The organism is Ignavibacteria bacterium (genome assembly GCA_016707005.1).
Taxonomy (GTDB): domain Bacteria; phylum Bacteroidota; class Ignavibacteria; order Kapaibacteriales; family Kapaibacteriaceae; genus UBA10438.
This window is the reverse complement of the sequence record JADJIQ010000005.1, coordinates 965,762-979,996: the sequence shown is the minus strand read 5'-3', so window position 1 is coordinate 979,996 and position 14,235 is coordinate 965,762. Positions and strand designations below refer to the sequence as shown.

Annotated in this window: 14 protein-coding genes; 7 read left to right on the top strand and 7 right to left on the bottom strand. The window is 52.9% G+C overall.

Translation table 11 applies throughout. The annotated features are described in order from the left end of the window. The first annotated feature begins 32 nt into the window (after window positions 1–32). The 3 genes from IPI29_12490 to IPI29_12480 are packed head-to-tail and all read left to right on the top strand — an operon-like array spanning window position 33 to window position 2,304. Window positions 33–413, top strand: coding sequence for a hypothetical protein (locus IPI29_12490; GenBank protein ID MBK7413362.1), 381 nt, complete (start codon window positions 33–35; stop codon window positions 411–413). Window positions 414–416: 3 nt separating this feature from the next. Then, the gene (locus tag IPI29_12485; protein MBK7413361.1) at window positions 417–1,109 is read left to right on the top strand and encodes a glycosyltransferase; all 693 of its coding nucleotides are present in this window, start codon (window positions 417–419) and stop codon (window positions 1,107–1,109) included. Window position 1,110: 1 nt separating this feature from the next. Continuing rightward, complete coding sequence (locus tag IPI29_12480; protein ID MBK7413360.1) at window positions 1,111–2,304, top strand: DUF2029 domain-containing protein; 1,194 nt, start codon at window positions 1,111–1,113, stop codon at window positions 2,302–2,304. Here IPI29_12480 and IPI29_12475 read toward each other — a convergent pair. From IPI29_12475 to IPI29_12445, 7 genes are all read right to left on the bottom strand, one after another. Continuing rightward, entirely contained in the window at window positions 2,257–4,344 is a 2,088-nt protein-coding gene (locus IPI29_12475) for a T9SS type A sorting domain-containing protein (protein ID MBK7413359.1), read from the bottom strand. The two genes, IPI29_12480 and IPI29_12475, sit on opposite strands and share 48 nt — an antisense overlap. A gap of 38 nt (window positions 4,345–4,382) precedes the next feature. Further along, entirely contained in the window at window positions 4,383–5,018 is a 636-nt protein-coding gene (gene nusB, locus IPI29_12470; protein MBK7413358.1) for a transcription antitermination factor NusB, read from the bottom strand. Further along, window positions 4,985–6,073 (bottom strand): Glu/Leu/Phe/Val dehydrogenase, encoded by a 1,089-nt coding sequence (locus tag IPI29_12465; protein MBK7413357.1) that lies wholly within the window; start codon window positions 6,071–6,073, stop codon window positions 4,985–4,987. The genes nusB and IPI29_12465 overlap by 34 nt, the downstream gene beginning before the upstream one ends. A gap of 91 nt (window positions 6,074–6,164) precedes the next feature. Further along, window positions 6,165–6,443: an RNA-binding protein gene (locus IPI29_12460; protein MBK7413356.1), complete on the bottom strand. Its 279-nt coding sequence runs from the start codon at window positions 6,441–6,443 to the stop codon at window positions 6,165–6,167. 146 nt (window positions 6,444–6,589) lie between these two features. Then, window positions 6,590–7,303, bottom strand: coding sequence for a superoxide dismutase (locus tag IPI29_12455; GenBank protein MBK7413355.1), 714 nt, complete (start codon window positions 7,301–7,303; stop codon window positions 6,590–6,592). 107 nt (window positions 7,304–7,410) lie between these two features. After that, on the bottom strand, window positions 7,411–8,436 hold the full coding sequence (gene fbp, locus IPI29_12450; protein MBK7413354.1) for a class 1 fructose-bisphosphatase: 1,026 nt from the start codon (window positions 8,434–8,436) through the stop codon (window positions 7,411–7,413). A 3-nt stretch (window positions 8,437–8,439) separates the two neighbouring features. Further along, window positions 8,440–8,889 carry a universal stress protein gene (locus IPI29_12445; GenBank protein MBK7413353.1) on the bottom strand — a complete coding sequence of 150 codons (450 nt, stop codon included), beginning with the start codon at window positions 8,887–8,889 and terminating at the stop codon, window positions 8,440–8,442. Between the two features lie 84 nt (window positions 8,890–8,973). On the opposite strand from IPI29_12445, the gene IPI29_12440 reads away from it, so the two are divergent. From IPI29_12440 to IPI29_12425, 4 genes are read left to right on the top strand one after another with little or no spacing between them, the layout of a single operon-like run. Then, entirely contained in the window at window positions 8,974–12,753 is a 3,780-nt protein-coding gene (locus IPI29_12440; protein MBK7413352.1) for a tetratricopeptide repeat protein, read from the top strand. Next, window positions 12,750–13,559, top strand: coding sequence for a cobalamin-binding protein (locus tag IPI29_12435; protein ID MBK7413351.1), 810 nt, complete (start codon window positions 12,750–12,752; stop codon window positions 13,557–13,559). The genes IPI29_12440 and IPI29_12435 overlap by 4 nt, the downstream gene beginning before the upstream one ends. After that, window positions 13,556–13,735: a hypothetical protein gene (locus IPI29_12430; GenBank protein MBK7413350.1), complete on the top strand. Its 180-nt coding sequence runs from the start codon at window positions 13,556–13,558 to the stop codon at window positions 13,733–13,735. The genes IPI29_12435 and IPI29_12430 overlap by 4 nt, the downstream gene beginning before the upstream one ends. Next, the gene (locus IPI29_12425; GenBank protein ID MBK7413349.1) at window positions 13,671–14,225 is read left to right on the top strand and encodes a thiamine diphosphokinase; all 555 of its coding nucleotides are present in this window, start codon (window positions 13,671–13,673) and stop codon (window positions 14,223–14,225) included. Before IPI29_12430 ends, IPI29_12425 begins: the two co-directional genes overlap by 65 nt. The last annotated feature ends 10 nt before the right edge of the window (window positions 14,226–14,235 follow it).

The window sequence follows — 14,235 nt, the reverse complement described above, 5'->3', positions numbered from 1 at the left end:
GGGCTCGAAAATAGGCAGTATTTTGGCGTCCTATGATGCACCGCCTGATCTTGATGCTTTCCGGACTCCTCATGATGTTCGCCATTTTCGGACTGGTCATGTGGATCGGTGCCGAGGTAGGCGAGAACGACGAAGCCGCCACTGGGAATATGATCCTCTGTCTGATCATGACAACCCTTACGTTGGCCGCTCTAAAAACAGGACTTTGGATGCGCTCTCGCATGAACAAACGCATGGAAGAAGTGATCACCTCCCTCATTGCCAGAGAAGGTCATATAGATGCCACGTCCTTTGCCGCCGAGATGAAGATCTCAATGGACGACGCACGCGACGTACTCGATAAGCGTGCTCGAAAGCGCAATTGGAAACGTGCGGAGCTAGAGCATTACAACGCACGCTACTTCCCTCTTTGACGTATGATCAACGGCCATTCGGTTGCCGTGATCATTCCGGCCCTCAATGAGGAATCGTCAATAGGCTACGTCCTTGATGAAATGCCGCAAGAGTTCGACCGCATCATCGTGGTCGATAATGGATCCACAGACGCAACAGCAGCGATCGCTTCTTCAAAAGGGGCTATTGTTATCCGTGAACCACAACGGGGCTATGGTGCCGCCTGTCTTCGTGGTATCGCCCTTCTTTCGGATGACCCACCGGATGTAGTGCTGTTCTGCGACGCGGATCGCAGCGACCACCCGGATGATGCACGTGTGATAGTGTTGTCGGTCTGTAACGGCTCTGCCGAGATGTGTATCGGCTCTCGTGTCCTTGGCGAACGAGAGCGTGGCGCCCTTACACCGCAACAGATCTTTGGTAACTGGCTCGCCACAACTCTCATTCGATTGAGGTGGGGCACGCTATACACGGATCTTGGTCCGCTGCGCGCTATCACCTGGGCGCTACTCACAGAAATGGCAATGGAGGACAGGACGTGGGGCTGGACGGTTGAGATGCAGATCAAGGCTGCTCGCATGAACTCTGTGATCCTAGAGGTACCGGCTCGCTATCGCAGGCGTATCGGTCAGTCAAAGATCTCCGGGACGCTTATCGGTTCAGCAAAAGCCGGCTATAAAATCCTTCACACCATTGGCCGCTATGCTATCCGTTAGCATGATCGCCATACTCTGGGCCATTTCTACGGTGGTCTGGGCGTTGTGTTGTCGTGCTCTGCCTCGATGGGCGTACGGTGTAGTTGTGATCATCATGCTTGCCCTGTCCGTTCACCGAGATGTGCTCTCCGACGATGCCTACCGCTATCGGTGGGACGGTTGGGTTACCAGTCACGGCGTTAACCCATATACCCACGTTCCACAAGACAGCACCCTCGATCATCTTGCCTTCACTACCGAGGATGGTATTGTGTATCCAGATGTGGTTCCCTATGGACACATGCACACGATCTATCCGCCCGGAGCACAGATCATCCTTGGTTCGATCACTCTTTTCAGCTCAACAAATGAATTGGTCTTCAAGCTGATCTGGTGGGCCATCATCATGGTTCTGCTGTTCGTTGTGATACGCTCATTGGATGAACATCAGCGGACGTTGTTTCTCGTTGCTATCTCATGTCCGGTGATCTTGTTTCACGGCATTATGGACATGCACCTGGATATGATCATGGCATTGTTGACCGTGTTATCCATCATCCTCAACAGTAAAGGTCGCCCCCTCCTTGCATCAGGGATCTTGGGATTCGCGATCACCGTCAAGTTTCTTCCTGTTCTTGCACTGCCCATTCTTCTTCGCGCTCGATCATGGGATCAACGTTTGAAACTGCTTGGTGTGATGTGTGCAGTAGTGGCCTTGGTCTACGTACCATTCTTCGGTGCAGGTGTGTTTGGCTCTCTATCCACCTTTGCACAAAAGTGGCAATCGAATTCGGCCTTGTATTCTCTGCTTCGCGTGTTCTTCGATGACGGCATCGTCCGCATCGTGATGGCAGGTATGGGGCTTGCCGGACTTATCAAGATCTGGTGGATGTATCGCGCGCAACCAGTGTTTGCGATGACGTCAAGTATCATCGTCATACTGCTCTGCTCACCGGTCGTACACCCGTGGTATCTGATCATGCCGTTGTTGATGCTCCCCTTTGCACCACTACGTTCCACTCTAGTCTGGGGCGCAACCATCTGCGTCTATGGAATTGCCTACACAAACTACAAGGGCGATGGAGTGTGGTTAGACCACCCCATCGCCCTTGCATGTGAATTTCTTCCGGTTGTTGTTGCACTCGTTATCGATATGCGACGCGGACCTCTACTGTTTCGTAACGAGCACCGTATGAACAGCATTGCCACTTCGTAGCGTTACTGCATAGGTGCCGTTTGCGCCGTCGATCGACACAAGCTGCAGGTCCGCTGCGTTCTGCAGGCGAACAACAACTCTTCCAAGCATATCCGTAATGGTGATCTCAGCACCGGCAGCGCCTGCGATCGTTACCTGTCCCTGTGTTGGATTTGGGTAGAGTGTGACGATGGAACCCGACTCATCCTCGAACACACTTGTTGTTCCCACGAGGAAGTTCTCTGACCAACGATCACAGCCAGTGGTATCCATGATCTGTACGCGATACAAACCCTCTCCGGCAATCGTAAGAGTTTGTCCTGTCTGTCCATTGAGTTTGTTGCCTTCGCGATACCACTGATACATCACATCGTCTACGCTGCAACGTAGTTCATCGCCAACTCGCGTGATCGTAGGAACAGGGAGCCCCTTACGAACAACAACTGTGATCGTGTCCGTGTTCTTCACACAGTCATCGAATCCAGTGATGCGGCTATAGATCTGGAAGGTGCCTTGCCCAAGCTTGCCGGTTGCGAACGTATAGCCTGATACTGTTGCGTCCTTGGTGCCATTTACATACCACTCGTAGTTCGGATAACCGAAACGCGCTTGGATCAGACTGTCTTGACCTTCACAGATGTCGAGTTGTGTCTTACGGGGCTTCAGCGTGGTTGATGGGCCACAATCTAGGGCGGCTATAAAGACATCGGAGAACCGATTTCCTGTTAGCTTAACGTCCTCGAACATTGCCCATGTCTCGAATATTCCTGTTACATACGGGATATTCTTTGAGTCGATCACAATAGCACGGATCTCATCATCATACGGTCCGCCGCAGCTACGCAGCCAATCGACCTCTCCGTTGAACATGATGCGTGTGGCGAAACCATCGCGCATACCAACGGCCTCTTCGATGTTGCCACCAATGGTTGTTGTGCTATCGTAGAACCCGCCGATGAAGACGTTATTCTTCGCATCAACGGCAATGCTCATCCCAACATCTTCAAAGATCCCACCGTAGTTCTTCAGAAGTTCGATCGCGCCGTCCTTGCTCATTCGGCAGAGGAAGAAGTCGGAGGCGTTCTCGCCGTTAGCCTTGAGTGTCTGGGTGTCAAACGTTGTTGTCTGGCTCATAGCGCCTGTCAACACAAGCTTACCATCTGCTTGCGTGGTGGAACTGATGTAGCGATCCGTACCGCTATACCCAATGCGCTTCACCCATCGTGTTGAACCATTTGCATCAAAGGCACGAACGAAGAAGTCAGCCTTATTCACGAAACTTTCGATCGTAACATTACCACCAAAGTTCACCTGACCGATGAACGTACCGGAGGCATAGATGCGATCACCGTTCGGTGATACCGAGATGGCCGTTCCCATGTCATTTTCTGTTGATCCCGAACCTTGAACCCAAACGAATTCTCCATTGGCAGACATCTTAGCAACAAAGGCATCGAGTTTGCCAACGCTTTGGTACGACTTCGTATCGAATTGACCACGTCCACCAACGCCCCCTGTCACATAGACAGAACCAAGGGAGTCAACGGCTAGGTAAGGGGCTCCTTCATCATAGGTAGGTGAACCAAACACCTTAACCCACTGGAGCGATCCAAGCTTATCGAATTTCGCCACGAACATATCTGTGGACGTTACATCGATCGCTTCAATGAGCTCACCCGCAATGAGGGCTTCAACGGCGAACGAACCGGCGAAGTAATAATTGCCGTTTTTGTCGACAACCATGGACTGAGCATCATCCAAGTCGAATCCGCCGTGACCATTGGCAGCAAGGATCTGACCCTTGTTGTTATAGCGGGCAGTAAAGACGTCATAGTTCCCATAGGACGTTACGACCTGACCGCTGAAATCCAGCGAATCAGAGAACGAACCGGTAAGATGAAGGTCTCCGCCGGGTGCGATACCCATGGACCATACTTCATCGAAGCTCGGACCCGTAGCAGGAACAACCCAGTTCCAGCGTTGGGCTTGTGCACCCAAGGAACACAACACCATGGCAAGTAATAAGACCAACCCGCGTGTAGTGTGGCGCTTCTGCATCATAGACAATCTCCCTTCACATCAGGTGGTGATGAACGTGGTCAGTCCACGAGCCCGCGACCTGTTTTGTTGATGCGATGTTCCTTTTGCAGTTCTTCGATCACTGCATCAAGAATACCGTTGATGAATGTTCCGCTTTTATCGGTTGAATACCGCTTTGCCAGTTCGATCACTTCGTTGATAGTGACCTTCACCGGGATGTCGGTGCATACTGTGAGTTCCGCGATCGCCAAGCGCATGAGAACGCGATCAAGAAGAGCGATGCGCTCAAGATCCCAGTTCTTGGAATAACGATCGATCAGCTCTGTACTTGACTCTCGCTGATCCCGCGCAGCCCAGATCACGGCACGAGCATACTCGATGTCTTCTTCTGACCATTGAATGGCCACGTCGGAATCAAGCTCGTGCACAACATCCGGATGAAGGATGCGCGAATCCGCCGGTGTTTCTTTTGCGTCAAATGTGAACTGACGAAAGAACACATGGTTGAATGCAACGTCTAAACTGATCTCATCGCTCACCGTGGCCGCGAGGACCTGCAGCACTTTCTCGCGTGCGAGATGCCGAGACCCCTTGATCGTGGTGTTGCGACTGACGGGAAAGTCGTTATCGTTTGGTTCGTTGGACAAGATCACTCCTGATATCAGACGCCGCGGATCGATGGAGATCCGATGTATGTGCCATGGACGTGACGAACCTTCATGAGTCTGTCTTCTGCGATAGCATTGGACGCCTCAATCGTGAGCATGTTCCGTTCGCGGGACGTGACAAGGATGTTCATCGTGATGTCATAAATGCTTTCAGCCTGACGCATCACTTTTTCTCGGTCATACCCTTCTACCTCGGATGCGACGTTCATCAGACCGCCCGAATTCACAACGTAATCCGGTGCATACATGATGTTCCGTTCCTTGAGCATCTGGGCATGCTTCTTCTCTTCCTTAAGCTGATTGTTGGCTCCGCCGCAGATCACTTCACATGTGAGTTGCGGAATGGTCTCATCGTTAAGAATTGCGCCAAGGGCATTTGGAGAGAACACATCACACGGAGTTGTGAAGACAGCATCAGGAGAGATCAACGTTGCGCCATGCTTTGCAGCAAGTGCCTTTGCCTTTTCCTCGTAGATGTCTGTGAGGTAGACAGTTGCTCCGTCTCGCGTGAGATGTTCAACGAGGTGTGATGCAACGTTGCCGGCGCCTTGCACAACTACGCGCTTGCCGGCGAGTGAATCCTTGCCCCACGTTGCATGTGCAGCGGCACGCATTCCGGAGTATACGCCAAGAGCAGTGACCGGGCTTGGATCACCCGAACCACCCTGTCCGCCAACACCGGTGACGTATTTGGTCTCCATGCGGATCCACTCCATGTCTCGTACGCTGGTACCAACGTCCTCGGCCGTGATGTATCTGCCGCGCAGAGTTTCCACCATACGACCATAGGCGCGGAACATGGCTTCGCTCTTGTCTGTTCGTGGGTCGCCGATCAACACGGCCTTGCCGCCACCAAGATTCACGCCGCTCACTGCGGCTTTGTACGTCATGCCACGAGAGAGACGGAGTGCATCCGTGATAGCCGCTTCGTCACTTTCATAGTTCCACATCCGCGTACCGCCAAGAGCCGGACCAAGAGATGTGTTGTGAACGGCAATGATGGCGCGGAGTCCGGTGGTTTGATCTGAGCAAAGAACCACTTGCTCGTGGCCCATTGACTGGAGTGTTTCAAAGATCTGCATGTTCTTCAGTGTGTGTTGCGAAAACAGGTCCGTAAAATACGAACGGCCACCCAAAGGGTGGCCGTTCTAAGACTCGATCTCGTTTTCGGGATCAATAGCGAGGACCGCGATCGAAACGAGGGCGTTCGTCACGTGGACGAGCCTCATTAACGACGAGCGGACGACCGCCAAGGTTGCGACCGTTCATTGCTTCAATAGCAGAGTTGCCAGAGGCAGCGTCAGCCATTTCAACAAAACCGAAGCCGCGTGAGCGACCTGTGAACTTGTCCTTCACAACGGAAGCGGATGTTACGGCACCGAATTCGGAGAACGTTGAGCGAAGCTCATTGTCGTCCATTGAATACGGCAGATTGCCTACATAGATGTTCATACATCGACCCTTTGCGGAACTTTGTTGCGGCATCAACGTTGACACATTGAATTTAACTCGACCTGATGCCCCTACGCCGTAGTTCCGCCTACGACACAGTTATGCAAGTTACTTCGAAAAAGGCGTAATGCAAGAAGTTTTCCACATTACTTTCTAGACACGCTTTGAAGGTTCTTTTCTACCTGCCCCCAATTGACCACATTCCACCAGGCGGCAACGTAATCAGCCCTCTTATTCTGGTACTTGAGATAGTAGGCATGTTCCCATACGTCAATTCCTAGTATGGGCGTTGTACCCCATGCACTTAGCTTCTGCTGATTCTCTGCCTGAAGGATGATCAAACGCTGGTCATCGGGTCTGAAATGAAGCAGTGCCCAACCGCTTCCTTCAACGGCTGTAGCCGCAGCGCTGAACTGCTTTCTAAAGGCATCAAATGATCCGAAACTCTCTGTGATCGCCTGGGCAACTGCCCCAGTTGGCTCGCCGCCTCCGCCATTTCCGGCCGGCGCCATCACCTTCCAGAACATGGAGTGCAGCCAATGTCCGCCCCCATGGAACGCTGCTTGACGAGACCAATGCTGGACCAACGAGTGATCGCCGGATTCACGTGACTTGGCAAGCTCTTCTTCTGCCTTGTTCAATCCATTCACGTAGGCAAGATGGTGCTTATCGTGATGGATCTGCATGGTCTGTGCATCGATATGGGGCTCTAGGGCTCCAAACTCATAGGGCAGCGCCGGAAGTACGTGTTTGCCGCCACCCGGGACTGGTTCAAATCCGATCGCATGAAGTGAAGGAGCGGTGGCAACAGCAATGGTGCCAAGAGCCGCAGTTGCGAGGAAGGATCTACGGTCGTTCATATGTGTTCTGAGAGTTACGGAGGTACGGAGATACGGAGATACGGAGGTACGGAGATACGGCGTAGGGGCGAGCCCCGCCTCGCCCTTAGGGTTAAGGGGTTACGGGGTTACTGGGGTTCGCCACGGAGGAAGCTTTCTACCTCTAAGACGTCTTCTTCGCTGCCCATGAAACATGGTACGCGTTGATGCAACGACTCTGGGGTGAGATCCATGATGCGGTTCACTCCGTCTGTTGCTCTGCCACCTGCTTGTTCAACAATGAAGGCCATCGGATTCACTTCGTACACAAGTCGGAGTTTGCCGGTGGGAGAAGTCTCATCACTTGGGTACATGAAGATGCCGCCATAGTGAAGCGTACGATGGACATCGGCAACCATCGTTCCAACATAGCGGAGTGAATACGGACGTGTTCCGTCGTGGGAAGGCCTGAGGAGGTGAGACACATAGTCCCGTACTCCTTGGGGCCACTTATAGGCGTTACCGCTGTTCACTGAATAGATCTTCCCGCGTTTTGGGATGCGGATCTTTTCGAACGTAAGCAGGAATTCGCCGATCGTGGGATCGAAGGTGAAGACATCAACACCATTCCCGCTCGTGTAGACCAGTTGCGTGCTTGAGCCATACATCGCATATCCGGCTGCCACCTGCTTCCACCCTGGTTGCAAACAATCAGCCATCATACCAGGCGTTGTAAGGCTCGGATCAAGTCTCTTATAAATGGAGAAAATGGTTCCGATGGAAACATTCACATCTATGTTCGATGAACCATCAAGCGGGTCGAAGACCAGCACGTACTTGCCCTTGCGGTATTCGTCCGGAATGGCCATCAGGCCATCAGCCTCTTCCGATGCCATCACACAGAGGTGTCCGCCGTGATCCATGGCCCTGAAGATCACTTCATTCGCATGGATGTCTAGACGCTTCACACGTTCGCCGTGCACGTTCGTATCCTCTGTTGCACCAAGAATGTCATTGAGTCCGGCACGCCGTACATCCCGAGCAAGAATGCGCAGAGCAAGCGTGAAGTCGCGCAAGAGGTGCGAGAACTCACCGGTAGCTTCCGGATGGAGAGCCCCCTCTTCGGTGATATGCCGCTCGATCGTTATGAGTTTTGAGGTCTTGAGGAACGGCATGGGTCAGGGCTGGTCCTGCCGAACACTCAGGACCGGACATGTGGCCTTACGAAGCACACGCTCGGTGGTGCTGCCGAACAGGAAGTGCTCTAGACCGCTGCGGCCGTGAGTGCCGATGGCGATGATACTGATGTTGTTCTCTTTGGCGTAGTTGCAGATCTCGTCGGAGGCGCGGCCTTTCCGCACGGTGGTGATCACCGTGAAGCCTTCCTTTTTGAGAGATTCAGCAAGGGCAGCCAGCTCCTTCTCTGCGTTGGTCTGTAGCTCTTGCTCAATGTCGGCAAAGCCAACTTGTGCATAGCTCCAATCCGCAGGGTAGACCACCGGCTCTACGATGTGTACGAGGTGAAGGGAGGCATTTGTGCCACGAGCCACTTCTTTGGCCAGGGCAAGTGCCTTTCCGGCGTTCTCCGAAAAGTCGGTCGGAACAAGGAGAGAGGAGACGGTGAGCATGGCTTTTGCTAGTTTGTTTGAGCTTTGTGCAAACTAGCAAACCACGTGATTCGCCCGACAACTCTGAATTTGATCGACAACAATATGACCTCATCAGCGCGCCTCACCACGCTCCGCTTTTCTCTTCTCATAGCTACGGCATTTGTGCTTCCGGTTCTTCTGCACGCTCAGCCAACCGTTGAAGGCTGGCAAGCTCTTCTGAAGAATGACCTTCAGCAAGCTAAACAGCTGTTGACGCAGGCAACGACAAGCGATCCCAAAGACGCACGAGCATGGTTTGGTTTGGTGTACGAGGCAAGCATCCGAGGGGATGACTCCTCATCCTGGGCAGCTCTTCACAAGGCTCTTCTATCTGTTCCTGATCAGGCTCCCTACCTCTATGCCTCAATGTCGACAGCACGGTTCGGCGCGGCGCTGAACAAGCCCTCCTGGGGCGCTGTGGATGTCTTGAACAAGGTGGTAGACAACCCGGATGCATCGGGCATCCTACTGGCAATGGCATACGAGCGCCTTGGTTCGATCGATGAGTCCAAGGAGCGTGTTAAAGATGCACGATCGAAATTCGAGAAGATCGGTGCCATTCTCGATTGGCGCATTGTTGGTCCGTTCGACAACATCTCCGGATCGGGACACGACAAGGTGTTTCCTCCCGAGCGAGCAGATGACACAGGCGCTGTGTACAAGAACACAAACGGTGGGATGATCCGCTGGCAGCATCCGCCGGTGCAGAGGCTTGATCTATGGATAGACTTCACCTATTTCTCGTCCACCCATAGAGGTCAGTTTTACTCCGTTGCCTATGTGAAGAGTCCTACGCAACAAAGAGTGCAAATGCGTCTCGGCACGTCGGGCTCCTTCAAACTCTTCGTGAATGACAGATCGATCCGCGAGACCTTTGAAGAGTTCAATAATGACCTCGACACCTACATCACCGAGTGCACGCTGAACGAAGGTTGGAACAAGGTGCTCGTGAAGGTAGGCGCGAGTGATCTCGACCGGTGCAACTTCCTCCTTCGAATCACCGACGAACGCGGACGTACGATAGACAACCTCACGATCAACACGCAGCCTCAGGTGTTCAAGAGCCAGGACCCTGATCCTCGGGTCATCACGAATCCATACATCACGTTCTTCACCGAACGCATCGCATCACATCCGGATCATCTTGAGAATTACCTGTTGCTCGCTGAAGCATACTTGCGCAATGACAATGTGCAAGAAGCAATTCTTGTTCTTCGCAAGGCACGTCTCGTTGCACCGGAGTGTATTCTCATTGACAATCTATTCCTAGAGGCTTACAATCGCAGCGACCGCTCGGACGATGCAACGGCGATGATCGAGCACATCTCCACCGTGGCACCGGGATTGCCCCTTACCCTCATGTATCGATTCAATGAGGCTGTTTCTCAGGATCGAAATGATGATGCAGACAGCATTCTCTCGCTCGTAAAACGCCGAGACTCAACAAGCACTACCTACTACGAGTCAGCGATGTTGATCGCTCAGCGCAAGTCAGATCTTCAGCGCTTCACTGAACTGCTCAACGAGGCCTTTGAACGGTATCCGGGGAACTATCTTTACGCTTCGCTTTCGGCTACCATGTCGGAGCAGGCATCACAGGGACCACAGAAGTCCATCGACATCATGAAGCGGAACCTCGCAGTGAACGTATCGTTCCGCGGTCTTGAATCTCTCGCAAAATTCTATGTTGATGCAGGTGATCTGTCCTCTGCTCTGTCAACCTACGACAGGCTCTTCGCACTCGTCCCGCCCGGATGTGGCTTTCATTCTTCGATCGCAGACATCTATATCGACAAGAAGGAATGGGGCAATGCATTGGCCGCCATTGATCGTGCCATAGCCATCGCCCCGAACATCAGCGGATTTTGGTACAAACGAGGTGTGATCCAAAAGAGTCTTGGGAAGAAGTCAGCCGCCATCAGCGATCTGCAGAGGTCTCTCGAAATCGATCCGTCGAACTTTGAGACACGTGAACTGATCCGCGACCTTAAAGGCGATCCGCACCCTTTCACGTACTTTCCTACGGCAGACATCGACAGTATCATTCGGTCTGCTCCGGATGCCTCTGCCTATCCGAATGATGCCGCAGTCTATCTCTACGATGCAAAGAGAAGAGTTGTCTACGACGGTAGCCGATGCGAGATCCAACGCGAGTATGTAGCACGGATCCTGACTATTGAAGGGATCGACGATTTCAAAGAGGTCTACCTACCGGCAAACGGCAGTCTGGTTGTTGAAAAGGCTGTCGTTCGGAAACCCCGTGGAAGAGAAATACCAGCAGATAAAGGCTCTGGCCAACTCGTGTTCAAGGGTATTGAACCCGGTGACTTCATCTACGTTCGCTACCGTCACCTAGAGGCAGAGTCGGGACGACTCTCCGCATTCTTCGCCGACAACTTTGCCTTCAACGGCTCGTATCCAAAGCTCTATTCGTACTACGCAGTCCTCACTCCACCTGATGAAGCATTTCAGTGGCGTGCCTATGGCATCGAGTCAGAGATGGTCACCACAAAGAACGCTTATGGTGAACTCGCCTCATGGGAGTCTAGGAACGAACCGGCTATCGACTACGAAGAGGATATGCCAAGCGTCTACGACGTAGATAAGCGCGTTGAGCTCTCAAGCGTTCCAAATTGGGAAGAGATCATTCTGTGGTATCACGACATCGCACGTCCGAAAACTCGATCTTCTCTTGAAGTACGTGAGCTCATGGATTCGCTCTTCCCGCGCTCTGCGTCATATTCCAAAGAACAGATCATCGCCGGAGTCTACCGCTACATCACCAAGGATGTGCGATACAGCTACATGCCATTTCGTCAATCCGGCTACGTGCCACAAAAGGCCGAGCGTGTGATCAATACACGCATCGGTGATTGCAAGGATGTTGCTACACTATGCATCGCTATGCTGGCTGAGCGGAACATCACGTCGCACCACGTATTGGTGCAAACGCAGACATCTCCATTTCAACGCAAGCCCCTTCCAAGCATTCCGTTCGACCATGTGATCGTAGCGATCCCTGGAGACTCAATGCCGCTGCTCTTGGATCTCACCGCAGACAATGTTCCTATTGGCAGTATTCCACATGCAGATCTCAACGCGTTTTCTCTCGTAGTACGTCCGGGATTGCGCGAACCGATGTACCTCAACAAGTCGTACTTCATGCCGAATACGATGACCATTGAGACCAACGTGGATATCTCCGACGATAACTCGGCAGTGATCACGCAGACCTACACGGAGTCAGGCGCAGGCACACAGATGTACAGAGCTGCATGGCGAGACCGCACGGAGAAGGATCGCGATAAGGGCATCATCGAGATGCTGAGTGAGAACTATCCGGATGTTGAACTTCGCTCGGTGGAGATCGATGATCTTGACACCCTAACTCCCACGCTACGATTCTCAGTTACGTTCTATGTCCCGAACTACATGATGGAGGCAGGGGGCTTTTTGATCGCACGCCTTCCGTGGGACAGACAGATCGTTCCATCTGCTGCGCTGTCCTATGCAAAACGCCTACAGCCAATGCATGTACCGAGTTTCCACGATTCCACAACGGAGATCGTTCGTCTGAATGTTCCGCCGGGCTTTGTTCTCTCCGAGGGTACGTCCGTAGCACGCACGGTCCTCCCGCAGATCACCTACGAACGCTCGTCCTACATGTCGCCCGGCAAACTCACGGTTGTCCGCTCCATCGGCAATCACCGCCCTTGGGTCTCGCCGGAGGAGTATCTCACGTACAAGACCGAATACAACAAGATGGTCAAGGAAGATCGCCGATCCATCCTCTTCATGCCGAAGGGCACCGTTGTGAAGTTCCCGAAAAAGGCAAAACAGTGAGAGCATTCGGATATCCGAAACGTGTGATATGCCTCACCGAAGAGACCACTGAAACGATGTATGCACTCGGTGCTGAAGATCTCATCGTTGGTATCTCGGGATTCACGGTACGTCCGCCACAGGCTCGGAAGGAAAAACCAAAGGTCTCCACGTATCTCGATGCGAAGTTCGACGAGATCATTGCCCTGCGTCCGGACGTTGTGTTCGCCTGGTCGGACCTGCAGGCCGACATCTCCGCAGAACTCATTCGCCGGGGCATCGACGTTGTCTGCTTCAACCATCGATCGGTAGATGGAATCCTTGCGATGATCACACGCTTAGGCGGGATGATCGGTTATGCCACGATGGCCGAACAGTATGCGGCACAACTTCGCAATCGTGTGGACGAAGCTGCGGAGCGTGGCTCAAGCCGTCAACGCTCTCCTCGCGTCTACTTCGAAGAATGGTACGACCCGCTCATCACCGGCATCTGCTGGGTGAGTGAGATCATCGAGATCTGTGGCGGCATTGATGTCTTTGCTGAGAATCGTATCCATCCGAATGCGAAGGAACGGATCATAGCAGATATCCAAGAACCATTGCGCAGAGACCCGGACATCATGCTCGCGTCGTGGTGCGGAAAGATGCTCAAGCCGGAACGCGTCATCTCCAGACCCGGATGGTCGGACCTCAGACCGTATCGCACAGGATTTCTGCGAGACATTCCATCACCAATCATCCTGCAGCCGGGGCCGGCGGCATTGACCGACGGGATCGACATCGTGATGTCCATCTTCAACGAATGGGAAGGGGCAGGCAGACCGTGAATGAATTGAAACGCACATCCACCCCGTTCGACGCTGTGATCTGTCTCAACGGCAGTATTCCCACGGTTGATGTCTTTGAATTGGTGATGGATCGCCCCCTCATCGCTGCTGATGGTGCTGCGCAGATCTCTCTATCATGCCGGTATCGTCCCGGAGTTCATTGTTGGAGATCTTGATTCCATTGAAGACGAGGTCCTTACAGCATTGCGAGATTCATCCGAACTGATCGTTGACCCCGATCAAGAAACGAACGACTTCGAAAAGGCACTGCGTTTTGCCCAGACAATGATGTGGAACAGACTCTTAGTTGTTGGGATCCACGGTGGCGATCTTGAGCACACGCTCAACAACTGGTCGGTGCTTACACGATTTGGTCGAACGATGGATCTTGTTGCCTTGGACCGCGAACGTTTCGGCATTCCGCTCTACGACAGTTTTGCGTATTCATCAACGATGGGAGAACTGCTCTCCATCATACCGCAGCCCCATGCACGCATCTCAACATCCGGCCTTGTATGGTCGCTCAACGATGAAGTGCTCCAGCATGGCACGCGCGAGGGGGCACGTAATCGCTCCAACGCCGAACGCGTAGAGATCATCATCCACGACGGTTCAGTTCTTTTCTTCTGTGATGCCGCGCTGCCCCTTGCTCCCGAGCTTGTGTAAGGGGCTATAT

What these genes read in the sequence shown, in the direction of transcription:
- IPI29_12440 (MBK7413352.1), top strand. Translation starts at nt 8,974, where the DNA reads ATGACCTCATCAGCGCGCCTCACCACGCTCCGCTTTTCTCTTCTCATA.
- IPI29_12445 (MBK7413353.1), bottom strand. Translation starts at nt 8,889, where the DNA reads ATGCTCACCGTCTCCTCTCTCCTTGTTCCGACCGACTTTTCGGAGAAC.
- fbp (MBK7413354.1), bottom strand. Translation starts at nt 8,436, where the DNA reads ATGCCGTTCCTCAAGACCTCAAAACTCATAACGATCGAGCGGCATATC.
- IPI29_12425 (MBK7413349.1), top strand. Translation starts at nt 13,671, where the DNA reads ATGGTGCTGCGCAGATCTCTCTATCATGCCGGTATCGTCCCGGAGTTC.
- IPI29_12475 (MBK7413359.1), bottom strand. Translation starts at nt 4,344, where the DNA reads ATGATGCAGAAGCGCCACACTACACGCGGGTTGGTCTTATTACTTGCC.
- IPI29_12465 (MBK7413357.1), bottom strand. Translation starts at nt 6,073, where the DNA reads ATGCAGATCTTTGAAACACTCCAGTCAATGGGCCACGAGCAAGTGGTT.
- IPI29_12485 (MBK7413361.1), top strand. Translation starts at nt 417, where the DNA reads ATGATCAACGGCCATTCGGTTGCCGTGATCATTCCGGCCCTCAATGAG.
- IPI29_12480 (MBK7413360.1), top strand. Translation starts at nt 1,111, where the DNA reads ATGATCGCCATACTCTGGGCCATTTCTACGGTGGTCTGGGCGTTGTGT.
- IPI29_12460 (MBK7413356.1), bottom strand. Translation starts at nt 6,443, where the DNA reads ATGAACATCTATGTAGGCAATCTGCCGTATTCAATGGACGACAATGAG.
- IPI29_12490 (MBK7413362.1), top strand. Translation starts at nt 33, where the DNA reads ATGATGCACCGCCTGATCTTGATGCTTTCCGGACTCCTCATGATGTTC.
- IPI29_12455 (MBK7413355.1), bottom strand. Translation starts at nt 7,303, where the DNA reads ATGAACGACCGTAGATCCTTCCTCGCAACTGCGGCTCTTGGCACCATT.